Source organism: Vibrio sp. 1562, assembly GCF_033340155.1.
Taxonomy (GTDB): domain Bacteria; phylum Pseudomonadota; class Gammaproteobacteria; order Enterobacterales; family Vibrionaceae; genus Vibrio; species Vibrio alginolyticus.
In genome coordinates, this window is record NZ_JAWOVY010000011.1 from 109,695 (window position 1) to 129,725 (window position 20,031).

General features: G+C 44.7%; 17 protein-coding genes. 6 read left to right on the plus strand and 11 right to left on the minus strand.

The window, feature by feature from the left end; all coding sequences use genetic code 11:
• Positions 1 to 89 precede the first annotated feature (89 nt).
• The 3 genes from lolE to lolC are packed head-to-tail and all read right to left on the minus strand — an operon-like array spanning position 90 to position 3,245.
• Complete coding sequence (lolE, locus tag R7Z49_RS13590; protein ID WP_025766930.1) at positions 90 to 1,334, minus strand: lipoprotein-releasing ABC transporter permease subunit LolE; 1,245 nt, start codon at positions 1,332 to 1,334, stop codon at positions 90 to 92.
• A gap of 2 nt (positions 1,335 to 1,336) precedes the next feature.
• A complete protein-coding gene (gene lolD, locus R7Z49_RS13595) occupies positions 1,337 to 2,044 on the minus strand; it encodes a lipoprotein-releasing ABC transporter ATP-binding protein LolD (RefSeq protein ID WP_104975985.1) in 708 nt (235 codons plus the stop codon).
• On the minus strand, positions 2,037 to 3,245 hold the full coding sequence (gene lolC, locus R7Z49_RS13600) for a lipoprotein-releasing ABC transporter permease subunit LolC (protein ID WP_031778997.1): 1,209 nt from the start codon (positions 3,243 to 3,245) through the stop codon (positions 2,037 to 2,039). Before lolC ends, lolD begins: the two co-directional genes overlap by 8 nt.
• A 249-nt stretch (positions 3,246 to 3,494) precedes the next feature.
• On the opposite strand from lolC, the gene R7Z49_RS13605 reads away from it, so the two are divergent.
• The 4 genes from R7Z49_RS13605 (at position 3,495) to R7Z49_RS13620 (ending at position 9,021) form a co-directional block, all read left to right on the plus strand.
• On the plus strand, positions 3,495 to 4,064 hold the full coding sequence (locus R7Z49_RS13605; RefSeq protein WP_017634743.1) for a hypothetical protein: 570 nt from the start codon (positions 3,495 to 3,497) through the stop codon (positions 4,062 to 4,064).
• A gap of 5 nt (positions 4,065 to 4,069) precedes the next feature.
• Positions 4,070 to 7,531 carry a transcription-repair coupling factor gene (gene mfd / locus R7Z49_RS13610; protein WP_258489991.1) on the plus strand — a complete coding sequence of 1,154 codons (3,462 nt, stop codon included), beginning with the start codon at positions 4,070 to 4,072 and terminating at the stop codon, positions 7,529 to 7,531.
• 7 nt (positions 7,532 to 7,538) lie between these two features.
• Entirely contained in the window at positions 7,539 to 8,312 is a 774-nt protein-coding gene (locus R7Z49_RS13615) for a peptidoglycan binding protein CsiV (protein ID WP_005387825.1), read from the plus strand.
• A gap of 160 nt (positions 8,313 to 8,472) precedes the next feature.
• Positions 8,473 to 9,021 (plus strand): GNAT family N-acetyltransferase, encoded by a 549-nt coding sequence (locus tag R7Z49_RS13620; RefSeq protein ID WP_005387823.1) that lies wholly within the window; start codon positions 8,473 to 8,475, stop codon positions 9,019 to 9,021.
• A gap of 76 nt (positions 9,022 to 9,097) precedes the next feature.
• Here the strand turns inward: R7Z49_RS13620 and R7Z49_RS13625 are convergent, their stop codons facing one another.
• The 7 genes from R7Z49_RS13625 to hinT form a co-directional block, all read right to left on the minus strand.
• Positions 9,098 to 10,387 (minus strand): NAD(P)/FAD-dependent oxidoreductase, encoded by a 1,290-nt coding sequence (locus tag R7Z49_RS13625; protein WP_005378463.1) that lies wholly within the window; start codon positions 10,385 to 10,387, stop codon positions 9,098 to 9,100.
• A 532-nt stretch (positions 10,388 to 10,919) separates the two neighbouring features.
• Complete coding sequence (ycfP, locus tag R7Z49_RS13630; RefSeq protein ID WP_005378464.1) at positions 10,920 to 11,462, minus strand: alpha/beta hydrolase YcfP; 543 nt, start codon at positions 11,460 to 11,462, stop codon at positions 10,920 to 10,922.
• 75 nt (positions 11,463 to 11,537) lie between these two features.
• Positions 11,538 to 12,419, minus strand: a complete 882-nt coding sequence (gene thiK / locus R7Z49_RS13635) for a thiamine kinase (protein ID WP_186584402.1) — start codon at positions 12,417 to 12,419, stop codon at positions 11,538 to 11,540.
• Between the two features lie 24 nt (positions 12,420 to 12,443).
• On the minus strand, positions 12,444 to 13,034 hold the full coding sequence (lpoB, locus tag R7Z49_RS13640; RefSeq protein ID WP_005378467.1) for a penicillin-binding protein activator LpoB: 591 nt from the start codon (positions 13,032 to 13,034) through the stop codon (positions 12,444 to 12,446).
• A gap of 66 nt (positions 13,035 to 13,100) precedes the next feature.
• Positions 13,101 to 13,493 (minus strand): YcfL family protein, encoded by a 393-nt coding sequence (locus R7Z49_RS13645; RefSeq protein ID WP_064353738.1) that lies wholly within the window; start codon positions 13,491 to 13,493, stop codon positions 13,101 to 13,103.
• A complete protein-coding gene (locus R7Z49_RS13650; RefSeq protein ID WP_318111746.1) occupies positions 13,493 to 14,890 on the minus strand; it encodes a hypothetical protein in 1,398 nt (465 codons plus the stop codon). The genes R7Z49_RS13645 and R7Z49_RS13650 overlap by 1 nt, the downstream gene beginning before the upstream one ends.
• Before the next feature lie 69 nt (positions 14,891 to 14,959).
• Complete coding sequence (gene hinT / locus R7Z49_RS13655) at positions 14,960 to 15,310, minus strand: purine nucleoside phosphoramidase (protein WP_005378473.1); 351 nt, start codon at positions 15,308 to 15,310, stop codon at positions 14,960 to 14,962.
• Between the two features lie 269 nt (positions 15,311 to 15,579).
• On the opposite strand from hinT, the gene R7Z49_RS13660 reads away from it, so the two are divergent.
• On the plus strand, positions 15,580 to 17,571 hold the full coding sequence (locus R7Z49_RS13660; protein WP_086046599.1) for a methyl-accepting chemotaxis protein: 1,992 nt from the start codon (positions 15,580 to 15,582) through the stop codon (positions 17,569 to 17,571).
• Positions 17,572 to 17,734: 163 nt separating this feature from the next.
• Positions 17,735 to 18,895 carry a DUF1887 family protein gene (locus R7Z49_RS13665; protein ID WP_064353735.1) on the plus strand — a complete coding sequence of 387 codons (1,161 nt, stop codon included), beginning with the start codon at positions 17,735 to 17,737 and terminating at the stop codon, positions 18,893 to 18,895.
• A 157-nt stretch (positions 18,896 to 19,052) separates the two neighbouring features.
• On the opposite strand, the gene udp is transcribed toward R7Z49_RS13665, so the two are convergent.
• On the minus strand, positions 19,053 to 19,811 hold the full coding sequence (gene udp / locus R7Z49_RS13670) for a uridine phosphorylase (protein WP_005378479.1): 759 nt from the start codon (positions 19,809 to 19,811) through the stop codon (positions 19,053 to 19,055).
• Positions 19,812 to 20,031 lie beyond the last annotated feature (220 nt).

Below are 20,031 nucleotides of genomic sequence, written 5' to 3' on the forward strand. Positions count from 1 at the left end.
AATGAAACGCGATGTTACTCAAGTCGGATAAATACAAAAAAGGACCGAATTCGGTCCTTTTTGTTTTTCGCATATTGTAAAATAATCAGCTATTTAGAACTCAGTACAGCCGCCGGATTCAACCTTGCGGCACGAGAAGCAGGATACCACGTCGCAAGTAAACTAAGCACTATCGCCGTCACTGACACCAATGCGACATCTGGCCAGTGTAGTTGTGATGGTAAGAAGTCAACAAAGTAAATATCACCCGATAAAAACTGATGACCGATTAAGCTCTCTAGCCCTTTAATTAACGGAGTCAGGTTTAACGCTACTAAGACACCGATAACACTGCCGACGAGACTACCAAATACACCAGAGAATACACCTTGCCAAACAAAGATCCGTTTGATTAGGCTATCTTTTGCTCCCATTGTTCGCAAAATTGCAATTTCCGCCGCTCGGTCTTTCACTGCCATCATCAACGTAGACACAATATTAAAACATGCCACGCCAATCACCAGTACCATCACCAAGTACATAATGGTGCGCACGAGCTGAATATCGCGATACAAAAAACCAAACTTTTGCTGCCAGCTTTTCAAATACACGTAAACATCAACCATGCTACCAACCTCGCGAACAATAGAAGGCGCATTGAGAACATCGTCCGTTTTTAGTGAGATGCCAGTGACCCCTTCCCCTAACCTCGCGTATTGCTGAGCATCCGCTAATGGTACTAACGCTAGAGAGTGGTCGATTTGGCCATTCAACGTTAAGAACCCTGACACCTTCACGCGCACACGCTTAGGAGCCTGCACTTTATTTGCGCCGCCTGTTTGCGGAATCATCAACGTAACGTAATCCCCCACGGCGACATTTAGCTCGTTTGCTACACCTCGGCCTAAGATCACTTGCTGCTGACCGGCATAAAAGTTTTGCCAAGCTTCTTGGTCAATAAAATTCGATAAGCTCGACACCGCTTGCTCGAAAGTAGGCTCTACACCACGAACTTCTATCGCTTTTAGCTTACTGCCTTTTTCTGCCAAGCCCGTAAAACGAACGTACGGTGCTGCCGCAACAACATGTTCATGTTTTAGAGCTTGATTCATCGTTTTGGTGTAGTCATGAAGTGGTCCATTAACACCTTCTAACTCGCCGTGTGGGATCACAGACAACACACGCGATTGCAGCTCGCGCTCAAAGCCATTCATTGCAGACAAACCGATAATGATCACAGCAACGCCAACCGCAATACCAATGGTCGAAGAAAGCGATATGAAAGACACCATCTTGTTGCGCTTTTTCGCTCGACTGAAGCGACCACCAATCATCAAAGCTAAAGAGGTAAACAAAACTAGCCCTCCGCAGGTGCTGTATCAGTCACAAAACGATCTACGAGCAAACCATCTTGCATGTGCATTTGACGATCCATTTTTGCTGCCAGCTCTTTGTCATGCGTGACAACCAAAAATGCAATGTTTGACTCTTTATTGAGCTCGCGCATCAAATCATAGATAGACAGTGCCGTATTGTGATCTAAGTTCCCCGTAGGTTCATCAGCCAAGACCAGATCAGGTTTATTCACCAATGCACGCGCAATCGCAACACGCTGACGCTCACCGCCCGATAACTCGGAGGGTCTATGTTGCATCCGATGACTCAAACCAACTTTATCTAACAGCGCTTTAGCCGCCTGTTTTGCATCCGCTACTTTAGCACCGCCAATCATCAGTGGCATCGCCACATTTTCAAGCGCAGTAAAGTCAGCCAACAAGTGATGAAACTGGTATACAAAACCAAGGTGCTTGTTGCGTAATGCCGCCTGTTTGTTCGAGCTCAAAGCTGATAGGTTTTGCCCTAGAAAATCAACTTCACCATGAGTTGCGTCATCTAACGCACCTAAAATATGCAATAAGGTACTTTTTCCCGAACCAGAAGAGCCAACAATAGAAACCAACTCCCCTTTGTCGATATCGAAACTTACGCCTTTCAACACTTCCGTATCTAACGAACCCTCTCGGTAGACTTTACGAATATCACGACATTCTAATAGCTTATTCATAGCGAAGTGCCTCAGCAGGTTTAACAGAAGATGCTCGATAAGAAGGATAAAGCGTAGCAGCAAGGCTAAGAGCAATCGCCAATACCACCACTAAAAGAATTTGCAGTGAATCAATCAAGATGGGTAGATGACCACCAAAGCTGAATAGCGCCACACCAGCAGATTCAAGAATCGCATTTAGATTAAGTGACAAGATCACGCCCGCAGCGCCACCAACAATCGCGCCAATTACACCACTGCTTGCACCTTGCACCATGAAAATGGTCATCACTTGAGATTGAGTCATGCCTTGAGTTTTCAATATTGCGACTTCTGATTGCTTCTCCATTACCACCATGATTAAAGCGGAGATAATATTGAATGCAGCGACACCCACAATTAGACCTAGCATAAGTCCCATCATGTTCTTTTCCATTTTCACCGCTTGGAAAAGCTCACCACGCTGTTCGCGCCAATCACTCCATTCCCATCCATCAGGCATGGGTTGGTCAGCAAAATCCGTCACCATAAATGGGTCAGAGAAAAAGACACGCCAACCAGAAACCGTGTCTTTAGGGAAACGCATCAGCTTAGATGCATCCGTCATGTTCACAATCATTAATTGACCATCAACGTCCGATCCCGTATTGAAAATGCCTGAGACAGTAAAGTTTCGCTGGCTAGGAATACGGCCAAGTGGGGTAAACTGCGTTGCGTTGGTCACCATCAAGCGCACTTTATCCCCGATTGAGACCTTTAGTGAACGCGCCAAACTGTGACCCAAAAATACATTGTAGTCACCTGCTTGAAGTGACGATAATCGTCCGGCAATCAAATGGTTGCTAATCGGATCGCCTTTCTTAGGTTCAATACCGATGAGGTAACCAGCCGTCAGCTGTGCAGAACTCTGAATAACAGCCTCTCCTCTAACGATAGGCTCCGGCTGAGATTCACTCGACATCGCTTGAACAAATGGAGGGGCAGACTCGGTCATAGGCGTTTTTCCATCGTGTTGCGAAACAACGGCATGAGGTAGCACACCTAAAATGCGTTCTTTTAACTGCGATTCAAACCCGTTCATCACAGAAAGAACCGTCACCAACGCCATTACACCGATCGTAATACCCGCCGTCGACATATAAGAAACAAATCGGCTGAACCTATCTCCAGAGCGTCCCCGAAGATACCTTAAGCCAATAAACAATGAGATAGGATGATACATATAAGACAAACCAACTGGTTGTTTTGATATAAAGCTTTAGCGGATTATCTTACCTTACTCTTCTCATTAAGAAGACAAGAGAATCGCTAAATTTGTCAACGACATGCAATAAGTCTGTATTTAGGGCAAAAAGTTCAAGGACAAATCAGCTAAACTTGATAACTTCATTCAGTTAGCGATAATCAGTGCCCTATTTCTCTTTGTTTGTTGAGTGAACAGGGAGCGCTCACTGGCAAAAGGATCGACTATATGACAGAGCAAGAATACTTTACCGTCCATCATAACCTCACCATCAACGTCGAAACGTTGAGTGCGGACTTTGCTTTGCCAGATGAAGAAACATTTGCCTCCGAAATTCCAGCACCATTTATTGTCGCCAGTGAATTTAGTCACTTAGATATGTTGGCAGACAACGCGCGTCTAGAGCTGAAAAACAAAGAGTTAAAGCATGTGATCAACTTGCTTGATACGCAAAACGCGAAACTTAACCTCTTGTTGAGCTTTATGCTTTCACAACAAGATGACGCCTCCATTCGATATCAAACGACGCAGTTTGGTGCTAGTCAACTCAGTTTCCGCTCAGATACAGCGTTAACTACTCAACAACTCGTTCGTGTTAAACTGTTCCTCGATCACCCTGCTGCGGCGATTTACTGTTACGCTCAAGTAGAAGAATGTGATGCTTCAGAGCAAGATTTCATTATCACGCTTAGATACAAGATGCTCCGAGAATCTGATCAAGATTTACTGATAAAGGCGGCACTGTATCAACAACAAAAACTTTTACGTCAGCGCTCGATGGAGCGAGATAAAAAATAATTCCTATGACAAAAGCAACGATTCTTTCCGTCACCAACCCTTCAGAGCGTGGCGACAAAAAACAGCTAGGTAATTTGCCGGGCGCAGCTCTACCTCTAGCCATTGCAGAGCTAGCCAAGCAGCATTCGAGTCACTCGCTACTCGTTGTGCCTGACCCGCAAATCGCTTTAAAGCTTCAGGCAGAGATTGAGCAATTCACCGACCAAACGGTAAGCCTGTTCCCCGACTGGGAAACGCTGCCTTACGATAACTTTTCTCCGCATCAAGAAATCATCTCTGAACGTATCGCACGCCTATACCAACTGCCAAGTCAACGTGATGGCATAACCATCGTCCCGGTCAGTACAGTATTGCAACGCCAATCGCCACGTGATTTTCTGTTGCAACACACTTTAATGGTGAAAACTGGTGATCGGCTCTCGCTAGAGAAGTTACGTGTACAACTTGAAAATTCTGGCTACCGCCATGTAGATCAAGTATTTGGACCAGGTGAATATGCAAGTCGTGGGTCTATTCTGGATCTCTTTCCTATGGGCAGCAATGACCCGTACCGCATCGACTTCTTTGATGATGAAATAGATACCATTCGCACGTTTGATCCAGAGAACCAACGCTCTATCGACGATATTCAGCAAATCCAATTGCTGCCTGCACATGAGTTCCCAACCACTAAAGAAGCGATTGAAGATTTCCGTACACGTTGGCGCACCCAGTTCGACGCACGCCGCGAGCCTGAATCAATCTACATGCAAGTGACCAAAGGCACGTGGCCCGCTGGTATTGAGTATTGGCAGCCGCTGTTTTTTGACCATACCGAGACTTTATTTGAATATTTGCCAGAAGACTCTCAAGTCATCACATATGGTGATATCGAATCTGCGGTCGATACTTTCTTAACCGATGTCGAATATCGATACGACCAGAAAAAAGTTGATCCGTTGCGTCCTCTTTTGACTCCTGAACAGCTTTGGTTGAAAAAAGACGAACTTTTCAGTCAACTAAAACAGCTCCCTATCGCTCAATTGAGCCTAGATAAAGTGGTTAAGCGTGCCGGTCGTCAAAACCTACCAGTACAATCGTTAGCCGAGCTTGGCGTTCAACAACAAAATAAAGAGCCGCTCTCGCGCCTTCGTCAGTTTAGTGAGCAATTCAGCGGCAAAATCGTTTTCTCGGTAGAGTCAGAAGGTCGTCGTGAAGCACTAACGGAGCTGTTGCAAGGCATCAAAGTTCGGCCAGTCGTACATGGCTCACTTTACCAAGCTCTAGACTCGGGTGATCGATTCAGCTTGATCTTAGGCGCAGCAGAGCATGGTTTCATTCACGAAGAGCTGAACTTCGCTCTGATCTGTGAAAGTGATCTACTCGGTGACCGTGTTATCCAGCGACGCCGCAAAGATAAAAAAGCCGTCAACAGTGACACCGTTATTCGCCATCTTGCGGAACTAAAACCCGGTCAACCTGTGGTTCATATTGATCACGGTATTGGCCGCTACATCGGTTTACAAACACTTGAAGCCGGTGGCATGAAAACGGAATACGTCACCCTTGAGTATCAAAACGATGCCAAGCTCTACGTGCCAGTTTCATCACTGAATCTTATCAGCCGTTATTCTGGCGGCGCTGAAGAGAGTGCGCCACTGCATAAATTAGGTGGTGAAGCGTGGGCAAAAGCACGTCGTAAAGCGGCAGAAAAAGTGCGTGATGTCGCGGCAGAATTGCTGGATGTGTATGCTAAACGAGAATTAAAACCTGGCTTTAAATTTGAGCTAGATCGTGGGCAATACGCAACATTTAAAGCAACATTCCCGTTTGAAGAAACAGATGACCAAGCGATGGCCATCAATGCCGTCTTGTCAGACATGTGCCAAGCAAAAGCGATGGATCGCCTAGTGTGTGGTGACGTGGGCTTTGGTAAAACGGAAGTCGCTATGCGCGCAGCATTTGTCGCAACGGATAACAGTAAACAGGTCGCTGTACTCGTACCAACAACCTTGCTTGCTCAGCAGCATTTCGAAAACTTCCGTGACCGTTTTGCCAACTTACCAATCCGAGTTGAAGTACTGTCTCGTTTTAAATCTGCCAAAGAACAAAAAGTCATTCTGCAAGACGTTGCCGATGGTAAAGTAGATATTGTCGTTGGTACGCATAAGCTGCTTTCGAGCGACATTAAATTCAAAGATTTAGGTTTGTTGATCGTTGATGAGGAACACCGCTTCGGGGTTCGTCAAAAAGAAAAGGTCAAAGCAATGCGTGCGGATGTGGACATTCTTACCCTCACCGCAACACCAATTCCACGCACACTGAATATGGCAATGAGTGGCATGCGAGACCTGTCGATCATCGCGACACCTCCTGCACGCCGTTTAGCCATTAAAACCTTTGTTCGACAAAAAGAAGAGCCAGTGGTCCGTGAAGCGGTACTGCGTGAAATTATGCGTGGTGGTCAGGTTTACTTCCTGCACAATCAGGTTGAAACCATTGAAAAAACGGCAGAAGACTTACAGAAGCTCATCCCAGAGGCACGCATTACCGTGGCTCATGGTCAAATGCGCGAGCGCGAACTTGAGCAAATCATGAATGACTTCTACCATCAGCGCTTTAATGTGTTGGTGTGTACAACCATCATCGAAACCGGTATCGACGTACCAACGGCAAATACCATAATCATGGATCGTGCGGACAATCTTGGCTTGGCGCAGTTGCATCAATTGCGTGGCCGTGTTGGACGTTCGCACCATCAGGCCTATGCTTACTTATTAACGCCACATCCAAAAGCCATGACCAAAGATGCCATCAAGCGTCTTGATGCGATTGCTTCACTGGAAGACTTAGGTGCTGGCTTTACGTTAGCAACCCACGATTTAGAAATCCGTGGTGCTGGTGAGCTGCTTGGTGATGAGCAAAGTGGGCAAATTCAATCCGTTGGTTTTACACTTTATATGGAAATGCTGGAACAAGCAGTGCAAGCATTAAAAGAAGGCAAGGAGCCATCTTTGGATGAGCTGCTTCGTGAGCAAACTGAAGTGGAAATGCGAATCCCAGCGCTCTTACCAGATGATTACATTCCAGATGTAAACACACGACTGTCGATGTACAAACGCATTGCGAGTGTCACAAGCAGTGATGAACTATCAGAGCTAAAAGTGGAACTGATTGATCGCTTTGGTCTGCTTCCAGACGCAACAAAGAACTTACTTGCCGTCTCAGAATTGAAAATCTCGGCTGGTAGTTTAAAAGCGAAAAAGATAGAAGCCCATGATAAAGGTGGATTTATCGAGTTTTACCCTGATGCTGACATAAATCCAGCGTATTTAGTTAAACTGCTGCAATCACAGCCGCAAAAATTTGCAATGGAAGGTCCAACTAAGTTCAAGTTTAGCGTACCATTGGTGGACCGACGTAAACGCATTCAGTTTGTTCAAGACTTACTGAATGATTTTAAACAGAATTTATTACCAACGAGCTAATAGTCGAATGAGAATACTGATCCCGTTATTGCTTCTATGTGTCTCAATGCCCTCTTGGGCACAGCGCCAATTTGATATTGAAGTGATCATTTTCAAGCGAGCAGTCGACGCTGAAAGCACAACAGAATCTTGGCCGAATCAACTGCCAAAAATCGATATGGAAAATGTCGGTAGCCTAGAGAGTGAATCCTACCGCCGCTCTAAAGGCGTGACACTTTTGCCAAGTTCTTCTTTCCGTCTCAACGCGCAAGAAGCGGCACTAAATAATCATGCCGGCTTTAAAGTGCTTAAACACGTAGCCTGGCGTCAAGGTGACCGAGGTAAATCTAGCGCCCCAATTTTCCGCATCGTTGGCGGGCGAGATTTCTCTGATTCTTATCAAGCAGATGGCCGCCCAATCAATGGCAATAGTAATCAAACATTTTCCAGCGACGGTTACAGTGAAGAGACGGTCAATGGTCCTTTATATGAACTAGATGGTCGATTCCAAATATACGTACAGCATTACCTCTTCGCCGAAACAACACTAGATCTGCGCGAACCAAGTGTTAGAGAGGTGCGTTTTGAACCAACCTCAACTGAGCAATTGGCGGATGACTTAGGTGAAGTAGATGGTAACGTCCAAGTCGGTAACTTGGCAGAAATATCGCCGACAGTAACCGAAGAGAAATTCCTGAAGAGTTATCGAATGGATCAAAAACGTCGTATGCGTAGCAGCGAGACTCATTACCTAGATAACCCGTTGATGGGTATGATCATTCAAGTTCGTCGGGTTCGATAAGCACGAGCGGTTCGACAAAGCGCAGCAAAGCTGCGCTTTGTTTTTATCTGCTATACCTCAGTTATTCCTAACCAACGCAGAGCAAGGAAAATAGCTGCGTTCAAGTATAAATAGACAGCTTTCAATTTACTTACACTCAACATGGAAGTCGTATTAGTTCATGAGTCCAGACTTTGAAATCATTGCGCCCCGCTTAGCGCTCAAGCTCATCCCTGCTGAAGAAGCACATTCACTACAACGATTACTTGCAGAATCCCCTTCGCTGCACCAATGGCTTGACTGGTGTGATAAAAACGTCACATTGAAAACCGCGCAGGACTTTCTGTTGGCAACCCGTCTTAACTGGGTCAAAACTGAGGCTTTTGGTTTCGGTATCTATGAGCGGCAAAGTAACACTTTGGTTGGAATGGCAGCGGTTAATGAGTTATATCATACGTTTAATATGGCGAGTATTGGTTACTGGGTTGCCGACCGCTATCAACGGCAAGGCTATGCCCAAGAAGCCGTTAAAGCCTTAGCAGAATTCTGCTTCGCAAAGCTAAGTTTAACTCGACTAGAGATTGTTTGTGACCCCGACAACGAAGCTAGCCAAGCCTTAATTGAGTCCGTCGGTGCACAAAAAGAAGCCATCGCCAGAAACCGGTTTATTTTTCAGGGTAAGCCTAAAGATGGCGTTGTGTTCTCACTTTTACCGACAGATCTAACATAAACAAAAAGCCACCGACTTGCGGTGGCTTCTGCATTTTTTAAGATACAACACATCCACACAGAGTGGATTTAAAACCTTAGTGCAGCTTAAGGTTTGGACGCAGCACGCGATTAATGCGGCCGACGAGCATCATCAGACCGGTTTTGAATACACCATGCAACGCCATTAGGTGCATGCGATACAATGAGATGTAAACGACACGAGCAATACGGCCTTCTACCATCATCGACCCTTTAGTTAGGTTCCCCATCAGACTACCAACGGTTGAGAAGCGACTTAGAGACACTAATGAACCGTGATCTTTATATACATAGTCTTTCAACTCGCGCCCGTTGATCTTCGCGACGATGTTACTAAATGCCTGGCTTGCCATTTGGTGTGCAGCTTGAGCGCGTGGCGGCACGAACGAACCGTCAGACTGGGTGCATTGTGCTAAGTCACCAATAACAAAGATGTCATCATCTCGTGTTGTCTGTAGTGTGTTTTTCACTACAAGCTGATTGATACGGTTCGTTTCTAAGCCAGCGATATCTTTAATAAAGTCTGGAGCTTTGATACCTGCAGCCCAAACCATGATTTGAGCTGGGATTTTCTCACCATCTTTTGTAGTAAGGCCATCTTTTTCAGCTTTAGTCACCATAGTGGCGGTGCGCACGTTTACGCCCAACTTCACCAACTCTTGATGAGCAGCAGAAGAAATACGTGGAGGTAACGCTGGTAAAATACGCTCACCTGCTTCAATCAGATTGACGTTCAACTTGCTAGAATCAAGATCACCGAAGCCATAAGTGCGCAGCTCTTTAACAGCATTATGTAACTCAGCTGATAGTTCAACGCCAGTTGCACCAGCACCAACAATCGCAATATCGACCGTACCGTTACCGTTTTTCGCGTGCAGCTTTAGGAACTCGTTGTTCATTTCTGTACGGAAACGGTGTGCTTGCTCAGGGCTGTCTAGGAAAATACAGTTTTCACGAACGCCAGGCGTGTTGAAGTCGTTTGATGTCGAGCCAATCGCCATCACTAGAATGTCGTATTCTAGCTCACGGCTTGGCATAAGAAGTTCACCGTGTTCGTCTTTAAGCTCACTTAAGATGATAACTTTACGTTCACGGTCGATGTCTTGAAGGCTACCCATTTGGAAGTCGAAGCTGTGGTTTTTTGCATGAGCTCGGTAGCTCAGTGCATCTACTCCTTCGTCCAAAGAACCTGTAGCAACCTCATGCAATAATGGCTTCCACAAGTGGCTCGCTTTTCGATCGACTAGCGTAATTTGCGCACGGTTTTTGCGACCTAGAGTTCGACCAAGCTTAGTTGCCAACTCAAGACCACCTGCACCGCCGCCTACAACGATAATGCGTGTCACAATGATTTTCCTCTACAAAAATGAATATATGGGGTTCAGCTCGATGCATGACTCACAAACATTTGCGGCATCCATCCAACCGATGAATTCTTGGTTCTTAGAGGTGTCTCAATTACTTGGATTAAAAAACTGCCACTCACTTTGATTCTTTATCTATCAATGACTTGTCAGGGTTTGGCACGTTTATCTGGTACGCATACGACGCCAGAATTTTTGGGCAAGTTTATTACTCGCTCTCAATTTTTTTTGATATTTATCAAATTATTTTAGTCCGGTTCATTATATAGAGACCAACTTTGAAGGCAACCAAAATCCGTGTAACGAGTACGGATTGACTACTTTTCGACTACTCTACAACAAGGTGTTCGTGCTACATAGGAGGGAAGTAAGAAAACGGTAAGGAGAACACAATATTCAAAGCGTTAAACCAAGAAAATGTGCCTTTCAAAGAGACAGTGGCTCGGCATACTCAAGAGAAGGAATCGCAGCAAAGCAGCCGATAAAAACGCCGCTTTACTGTCTACACTCAACATTAATAAGTATTTTTAAATGCCTTTATCGCTTGTAAATGATGAGAGATTTTTTTGAACTTATGAGACTGAGTTTCATCCCAAATGATTTGATAGTGTTTTTCTAGCTCAGCTGCCGTTTTCGAGTTGTCATGCACTTCATCATCTTTAGAGAGAATCACTAAGCAGTGAGCTTGATTTTTCGCTCGGAACTGATCAACACATTTTGTTGCGATATCTTCGTACTCTTCTGGGCGATCGATTCGACCAGCCATCGTTTTTTCTGGGTGCAAGTTCGGGTTGAACATCACTTGCTTGATACCGCATAGAAAACCAATTCGCTCAGACCAGTAACCACCTAAACCAACCCCACAGATTAACGGGTTTGGGTCATCAGATTGATCGATAACTTTAGACACTTCTTTTAACAAGTGTTGCATGTCGTGCTTTGGGTGAAGGGTGCTGTAATTGATAAAACGAACGTCGTCGTCGATAAATTGCAGTTGAAGAACTTTTTCGTGGTTACCCGGGCTTGTACTGTCAAAGCCGTGTAAGTAAATAATCATGTGTACCTCTCCCTGTGTGTATCTGGTACTTTTATTAAAACTACCACTATTTCCTTACTGTTAAAGGGGAAAATATCACGAGTTCTCAAAACAGTGATCTTCCATACACAATGAGCCTTTCAACTCATACGCACTGTTTAAGTATTGTTCAGTTCCCCACAATTTATAGGCAAGTAGATACCAGAGCATCGCCATCACCAAGGTTCTTGGTTGCCAAGCGTGTACACCTCTCAGCCAAAGAGACACATCTTCGATACCTCGAATTTGGCAATACTGCTTTACCGCTTCTTCCACAGGCGCATTCGCGACCTGAATAGTTAAGGTCAAATCTAGCCTAGGGTCAGCAATCCCGGCATACTCCCAATCAATGACTTTCACCCCACTCTCCCCTCGCACTAGGTTGTAACACCCCAGATCGAAGTGACATAGGGCAAGCGGAACAGGTGCAACGTTCGGTTCCGTACGCCACTTCATGTACAAAGCCTCAAACTCCGTACCCACATACTGACCATCAAGCTCAAGCCAATAATGATCGATGCGAGAAATATATGAAAATGGAACCAAAGGAATTGCGCTTATCGGATATTGATGAATCTTCGCCGCAATGGATAATAAATTGCTTAGTGCTAAGCCTGACTCCGTCAGAGCCTCTCCTTCTATCCATTCCACCAGCAACCCTTGCTCATGAATAAAAACTGGCTTGGGGCCAATTTCCAATGAAGAGACTGCATTCAGCACTTGATATTCACTGTGACGAGAAATTGAAAAAGCCTTGCAGACATGACTGGTCGGTCGCCAGATGTATGCAAGGCCTTGAGAAGATTCCAACCGCCAACAGCGGTTGGTTAGCCCCCCGGTAACAGTTTGTACTTTTACCGGAGGCTCCGTAAAGAAGCCATCGAGAGCATTAAGACTCGGATCTAACTGTTTTGCTTGTTGCCAAGAAAACCATGCCATTGATGACTTCTCCACCCTGTTCGATTAAAGACCGAATAGGCTCTTAGATTGCGCTTTACGAATTTCAGTTTCATCCGCCCACTCAATCAAACCTGTTTCTAGGTCCATTAGGCGCATGGTCATCTTGTAGTATACATCTTTATCGCTACCTGCATTTTTCACAATGCTAGATAGGTTGCCGTAAAGCATGTATTGAGCACCAACCATTTTACCAAATTGGATAGCTGTGCTTTGGTTAACAAGCTCATCCGTGTTTTGGAAGTTAAGTTGTTCACGCACAGACTCAACACGATCCATATCAACAAAACGGAACTTACCTGAGTTCAACATCTTAGTAGAGATCGTGTCAGTAATGGATTCAGTGTCAATATGTTCACTGGTTTTGTTCTTAATTCGCTCAACAAAAACGATAGGACGTTGGTCACGAGTAATTGCTGCTACAGAGCCCGACATCATCATGCTATCCACCATTTCAGCCGCGATTTTTTGTAAATCTGTTGAGCCAAAATCGATAGTCGTGGTTTCTGTTGCTTGCGCATCGCCGTAAGAGACTTTGTTAGAACAGCCACCTAAAATGACGGCAAGACCTAAAAGAGCAATAATACTTTTTTTCATGAGAGTTCCTTAGTTTTTCAATACCAGCGCATCGTTAGCGCGGCAGCTTCGGCAGAGCCGTTAAGATTAATCGTCTTGTGCTTCTCTAATTTGCACACGGAATTTTGTGCCATTTGGATTCACAGTAACTTCAGATAACGTGACTTGCTCAAATCCTCGCACAATCATTTTTCGCCACGGACCAGGTTTGGTATTCACTTCTAAACCATTGTTGTCATACCAATAAAATCGGTAAAGAATGTGCTGATCACCTTTGTAATTGCTACTCAGCAGCACGACTCCTCGTGGGCGATCATCAACGTAAGTGGTGGTGATGTTGTCAACTAATAAGCGACTACCTAAAACGTTATCATTAAAAAATACTTTTTGCGTTTGGCCATCAATTCGAATACCAGCCGTGTTTTCGGCGCATCCAACTAAACCAATAGCCATTGCTAAACAAACAAGCCATGCTTTCATTACAGTCTCCCTAGCTGTTTATGCCACACGGTTGAGTGTGCTCCCTGACGAGATACCCATACCAATGTAGTCTGCTGTGCAGGCACTTCAAACTGATAGGTTTGATCACCCAAGTTTAAACTTTGTGTTCCCGGTTTCACGATTTTTGAAGCCGTTTTCACTTGCGCTGGCAATGTTTGCCAACTTCTTGTATCTGGCTGTTCGGTCAATGTGTTCCATACATTGAAAAGTATGTTGCCCACATCATCGCCTTTTTTCGCCGCCTCTTTTCGGATTCGCTCTTTTGCCCAAACACGAAGAGCTTGACGGATCACTATTGTAGTAAGACGTTCATTAAGATCGTTTTGCGCCATCGTATTAACATCAGTCAGCGTACTGGAAGGCAATACCTGACCATTTAAAACAACATCGCTAAAACGTTGAGCACCTCGGTTCTGATAATAAGGAAGCGCCAACGAATAAATCGCGCCATTATCGCGACTGTCGTAAATCGGTAAATCAATACGCCACCCTTTCATCGCCTCAACAACACCCTGCTCATCAATAACGATGACTCGCCCTTGTGACTGAGTTAATCCAGAAGGTGCTTTGCCATACCGCTTCTCTAGCATGCGCAAGTCTTCACGCATGCCCAGCTTCTTAGCAGCGTATAAGGTACTTTCCACAACTTGCTTGTTGTCTGGCATTACAGCGAGTGCTCGTCGGTAATCAACATAAGCACTGTTTAAGTCTCGCGACGCTTCATATAACAAGCCAGAAAGATAGAACAGATAACCATTTTGTACCGCGCTTAGTTTTTTACCAGCATCAGGGTAGTTCGCTAACACACTGCCTAAATTGGCAGACATGCCTTGCTTGTTAAGGTCTTTCTCTGCTGCTTTTAGCTCTTTTTCACGCGCCTTTCTTGCTGCTTCCTGAACTTGATTAGCTCGACGCACTTCAACTAGTGCCCCTTCTAAATCGTTTTTCTGTAAGTAATTTAGTCCTAGATACAGGTGCAAAAAGCCAAGTTCGTAATCGGCGGGATGATAGTCTTGGAGATTGTCGTTCACTGCGAGAGAGCCGACGCTCGTTGCCGTGTCTGACACAGATATCGTCGCACGATCTTGTTGAACACGTACAGCACGATCGCTGCTTTCTAGCGCATTTAAACTTGTTGGGTAATCTTCAGCAAGAAAAGAGATACGACCTTTTTCAAAATTGCCAAGTATCTCGCCACCCACTTCACTTGATTGAAGTTGTTTTGCTTTGGCATATTCCCCTGCAACAACGGCTTGATAAACTTCTTGATTCTGGTTGCTGTAATGGCTAAACAGATTGCCCGCAGATAAATTCGCGCAGCCAGAGGCCATTAAAGCCCAGCTCATCAGCCCTAACAGCTTTACACCTAGTTTCACATTTATCTCCACAAATGTGTCATTCGACAGGAAAAAGAAGTGGGTGAATCGCCACCCACTTTTAAAAGCTTAGCTCAATACCATTGGACCTAGAGGGCGGCCGCCTAGTAGGTGCATGTGAATATGGTAAACCTCTTGGCCACCATGTGGATTACAATTAACGATTAGGCGATAGCCGTCTTCAGCAATACCTTCTTCTTTCGCTAACTTTCTAGCAACAGTGAACAAACGCCCCATCATTGCTTCATCTTCAGCTTCTACATCATTCGTTGTTGGGATCAGTTTATTCGGAATAATGAGAATATGGCTTGGTGTGCGAGGGTTAATGTCGCGAAACGCAGTCACCAAATCATCTTGATAAAGGATATCGGCAGGGATTTCCTTGCGAATAATTTTACTAAAGATCGTTTCTTCCGCCATGAGGACTCCATTTTATAAACGTAATTAGACCCCAATTAGTATGCGCCAACCAAAAGCGGAGCTCAATAAAAACAGTGTTCACTTAACATTATTAATCAAATGCTAATTAACGAGGCTTTTTTTGTCGTGTGCGTCATAAAATGCGCGTCACAAACTGAATACAATCCAATGAATTTTGTTACTTTTTTAAGACAATTATTATTTTTATACCCAAGTAAACTCAAAAATGCTTGGGTAGCTTGTCTATTTTTGGGAGAGGAAACTCACTTATGCGAGGTTCAGTTATTAAAAGGATGTATGCCGGCTTTGCACTGATCATCATCCTATTTGCCGTCACAATTGCCATTATGATGGGAGGAATGAGTGATATTCACGGAAAATTTGGCACGGTATCTAAATCATCCCTACCGTTGGTATCGTTATCTAATCAAACCAGTGTTGAGCTGCTTTCTGCCGACAAATCATTTAAAGACTTCCTGACAACAGAGAATAAACAACGCATGGATGAAATGCGTCAGGAATTTGCTAGATCTCAACAGCGCTTCGAATCCACATTGGCTCAACTGAAAACCGCAAGCCAAATCTACCCTTCTCTTGCCGAACCGTTTTCACAGTTAAAAACGTTAGAGCAGAGCTATTTTACAGAAGCTCTAGAGGCCATGGACAACTACGAAGCAATGTTCGCGGCTCAAGAAGAAGTGCAAAAATCCTCACGCCGCTTCCAAAAACTGAATACCGAACTTTCGGTTGGTCTTAAAGAATATGTGGCAGATCAAACCAGCATTTCTGTCAAAGTCATGGCAAAGAGCTACTTTATCAAGTTAAAAGATGCCGAAGTAATTACCTCTGATGCCCTCGCCAGTTCCAACCCTGAGTTTGTTACGCAAGCCGTAGCTAAAAACCGCAAAGCAGTAACGCACTTGAATTACGCATTCCGCGGGTTGGTGACTCAGCTTCCTGAGCTAGAAAAAGCATTTGGCGAATCTGTAGAGCAATTTACTCGTGACGTCGGTATGCGTGGCGGTGTGCTAGACCAACATAATAATTACCTCAATGCTCGCGCCGCTTTGTATAACAATATCGCCAACCTAGCAAATAAAGTGGATTCAACCATGGCGATTCTTGAGCAATTTACGACAACCGCAACAGATAAGCTCAATGAATCATTGGCAGATGCAGGTGACATATATTCGGCCGGTGTAACGAAAGCCATCATCATTGGCGTCATTGTCGTTTTACTCGCGACAGCGATTGGCTACCACATCGCACAAAGCGTTCGCGAGCCGTTGACTCGTATTCTAAAAGTGTTAGAAGGCCTGACTGAAGGTGATATGACACAGCGTATCGATATTCGCTATAACAACGAATTCAGCCGTGTGAGTGGACACATTAACTCACTCGCCGACAACCTTCACGAGATCTTGGTGAAACTCAACGAAGCGTCAGAAAACCTATCGTCAACCGCGACAACCAACGAACGCACCTCTTCGCAAGCACAAATTAAATTGAGCTCTCAACGCGAACAAACGGCAAACGTCGCTACCGCGATGACAGAAATGTCTCATTCAGTGCAGGAAGTCGCGCAAAGTGCGCAAGGCTCGCTAGAAATGGTGCAACGCGTCGAATCTGCCTCTGAAGAAGGCAGAAATGTTATGAGCAGTAACATCTCAACCATTAATCAACTAGAAACACGTTTGAACGAATCGGTCTCCGCAGTTTCTGAGCTACAAAAGATGAGTGGTCAAATTGGGTCTATCCTTGATGTGATCCGCAACATTGCGGAGCAAACCAACCTACTGGCATTGAACGCGGCAATTGAAGCGGCTCGCGCTGGTGAACAAGGTCGCGGCTTCGCGGTAGTGGCAGATGAAGTACGAGTACTCGCATCAAGAACGACTCAATCAACCACTGAAATTGAATCCATGATCAGTAATCTGCAATCTAGCTCACAATCGGCAAACCAAGTCATACAAAGCTGTATGAGCGATATGGAGATGTCGGTTGAGCAAGCGTCAAAAGCGAACAGCTCAATGGAAGAGATCCAGGCGCTAATCATTGAGATCAGCCAAATGAGTACGCACATTTCACAAGCAGCAGCAGAGCAAAGTGAAACATCAACAGACATTGCTCGCAGCATCGAAGATATCAACAGCATCGCCGATGAAAGTTTCCAAGCCATGTCGAGTATCGCACAAACCAGTGAATCACTGACCCACTTGGCTCATCAGCAAAATGAATTGGTCCACCGCTTTAAGTTATAAATACTTTATAATTAAGAGCATTAATTAGTGCAATCAACTGTATAAGGGCGACTTTTTGTTAAGTCGCCCTTGTTTTTTGTCGGCCATGTCTACATATGATTAATAAGGCCAGCTCATCCCCTTGCACAACTCTTTTCGAGCGGCCTCATAAAAAGGAAAATCTATGGCTGTTCATGTTGGTATTATCGACCAAGACCCAGTGAGATTGGTCACTCCTCTATTAGATAATCGTACGCTAAGCACACATATCGTCTTCATCGGAGACAAGAGCCAGTTAGATATATTTGACCGACTGAGTGCCGTTTTAGCTCAACGAGAAATTACTTCTGAATTTTTTGAAATTCCATCCGCTGTTAATACATCTCTGATCAAACAAGCAATTCAAAAACTGGCAAAAGACCTTCATGAACGCGGCGAAGATGTAAAATTGAACGCGAGCTGTGGTCTTCGTCATCGCTTGTTGTCGGTGTACGAAGTTTTCCGTACCTATCGCTGGCCAATTTTTGTGGTTGAGCCTAGTAGCGATAAGCTTTGTTGGTTATACCCTGATGGCAAAGAAGATACCCAAGTCGAAGATCACATTACGATTGCAGATTACCTCACTATCTTTGGTGCACGCGGCGAGTTTCACCACGTTGATTTACCACCTCTTCTTGATAAAAAATTGTATGAACTTGGTGAACGATGGGCCTCAAATGCGCTTGAGCTTGGGCCAGGTCTAGCAACACTTAACTACCTTGCAACCACATGCCGCAAAGAACAAAAGCTTGATGTCGAGCTCTCCGAAAAACAGCAGGGCTACCGTGAGCTCAACATGTTGCTTTCAGATTTAGTAGAAGCAGAAATCGCCACCTATGAGAATGGCGTTTTAACGTTTGCAGATGAAGATGCTCGACGCTTTTCAAACGGTGAGTGGTTAGAAACTTTGGTTCACAGCACCGTGAAGCAAATCCAAGACACCATGCCGACGATCCAAGATCGATCGTTAAATGTTCAGGTTTATCGTAAACTTGGTGAAAGTGAAGTACGCAATGAGTTAGATGTCGCAACAGTTGTAAACAACAAGCTGCACATCATCGAGTGCAAAACCAAAGGCATGAGAGATGACGGCGACGATACTTTATATAAGTTAGAATCGCTTCGCGATCTATTAGGTGGCTTGCAAGCGCGCGCAATGTTGGTGAGCTTCCGTCCTCTTCGTCACAATGACATTACTCGTGCTGAAGACTTAGGGCTAGCCCTGATTGGCCCTGATGAGCTTAAAGATTTAAGAACGCACTTAACGGCTTGGTTTAAAGACGCGGGCGGTTCAGACGAGATATAGTGCCATTAAGAAAAGCTAAAATTCACAACGATAAAAAGCAGCATTAATGCTGCTTTTTTTATACCTAAATTTTAGCTGTACGCATTTCTATAAGTAGAAAAAAACCAGAGGTTAGCCTCTGGTTTTTTCTGTTTGTTTAAATGCCAACTATAGAGGCTTAAAGCATTTTACGCGCTGCTTCTACAACCACTTTAATTGAACGCGCTTCCGTTTCTTTCAGAGTTGAATGATCTGGAATCTCTTTTTGTGTACGGTTGATGATAACACCAGCCACACAACCCGCTTTTAAACCAGAGCTCGCACACATTGTTAGCAGTGTTGCAGACTCCATCTCGAAGTTAAGTACGCCCATGTCTTGCCATTCTTGCATAGAGCCTTGGAAACGCTTAACAACACGACCAGAGAACGTATCGTAACGTTCTTGACCAGGGTAGAACGTGTCGCTTGATGCAGTCACACCCATGTGAACTGTAGCGCCAGACTCTTCTACCGCTGCTTTCATTGCGGTTGCTACTTCAAAGTCAGCAACTGCTGGGAATTCCATAGGAGCAAAGTGTAGGCTCGCACCGTCAAGACGAACTGACCCCGTCGTTACGATCATGTCACCCACGTTTACATGTGGTTGAATTGCACCCGTTGTACCAACACGTAGGAAAGTACGAACACCAAGCTGTGCCAATTCCTCAACTGCGATAGAGGTAGAAGGACCACCAATACCTGTAGAACAAACCACAACAGGTTTACCGTCTAGCTCTGCACGGTATAGCGTGTATTCACGATGGCTTGCTAGAAATACTGGATTTTCCATTTGTTCTGCGATTTTTTGAACACGCGCTGGGTCACCAGGAATGATCGCTAGAGTCGCACCATTAAGATCAGCTTCAGTAACACCTAAATGGAATACAGCTTGAGACATAAGTCGCTCCTTATTGTGGCTTATTTTATGAACAATAAGCTCATTAATCAGTTATTGGGTACAGATGCACTGTAGCGAACCTTTCACCAACATAGAGTGATCACAATCACAATGACAAAATGTAATGAAAATGAAATTTCAAACAAAACTGGTATTGATCACACTTTAAGGGGCGTTAGATCATTTTGTTGCATAGCAATGCGTGATTTCAAGGACGAGA

Coding starts and splice junctions, on each gene's coding strand:
- R7Z49_RS13605 (WP_017634743.1), top strand. CDS start 3,495: ATGACAGAGCAAGAATACTTTACCGTCCATCATAACCTCACCATCAAC.
- hinT (WP_005378473.1), bottom strand. CDS start 15,310: ATGGCGGAAGAAACGATCTTTAGTAAAATTATTCGCAAGGAAATCCCT.
- lolC (WP_031778997.1), bottom strand. CDS start 3,245: ATGTATCATCCTATCTCATTGTTTATTGGCTTAAGGTATCTTCGGGGA.
- lpoB (WP_005378467.1), bottom strand. CDS start 13,034: ATGAAAAAAAGTATTATTGCTCTTTTAGGTCTTGCCGTCATTTTAGGT.
- udp (WP_005378479.1), bottom strand. CDS start 19,811: ATGTCTCAAGCTGTATTCCATTTAGGTGTTACTGAAGCTGATCTTAAT.
- R7Z49_RS13660 (WP_086046599.1), top strand. CDS start 15,580: ATGCGAGGTTCAGTTATTAAAAGGATGTATGCCGGCTTTGCACTGATC.
- lolD (WP_104975985.1), bottom strand. CDS start 2,044: ATGAATAAGCTATTAGAATGTCGTGATATTCGTAAAGTCTACCGAGAG.
- mfd (WP_258489991.1), top strand. CDS start 4,070: ATGACAAAAGCAACGATTCTTTCCGTCACCAACCCTTCAGAGCGTGGC.
- R7Z49_RS13665 (WP_064353735.1), top strand. CDS start 17,735: ATGGCTGTTCATGTTGGTATTATCGACCAAGACCCAGTGAGATTGGTC.
- R7Z49_RS13645 (WP_064353738.1), bottom strand. CDS start 13,493: ATGAAAGCATGGCTTGTTTGTTTAGCAATGGCTATTGGTTTAGTTGGA.
- R7Z49_RS13620 (WP_005387823.1), top strand. CDS start 8,473: ATGAGTCCAGACTTTGAAATCATTGCGCCCCGCTTAGCGCTCAAGCTC.
- thiK (WP_186584402.1), bottom strand. CDS start 12,419: ATGGCATGGTTTTCTTGGCAACAAGCAAAACAGTTAGATCCGAGTCTT.
- ycfP (WP_005378464.1), bottom strand. CDS start 11,462: ATGATTATTTACTTACACGGCTTTGACAGTACAAGCCCGGGTAACCAC.
- R7Z49_RS13615 (WP_005387825.1), top strand. CDS start 7,539: ATGAGAATACTGATCCCGTTATTGCTTCTATGTGTCTCAATGCCCTCT.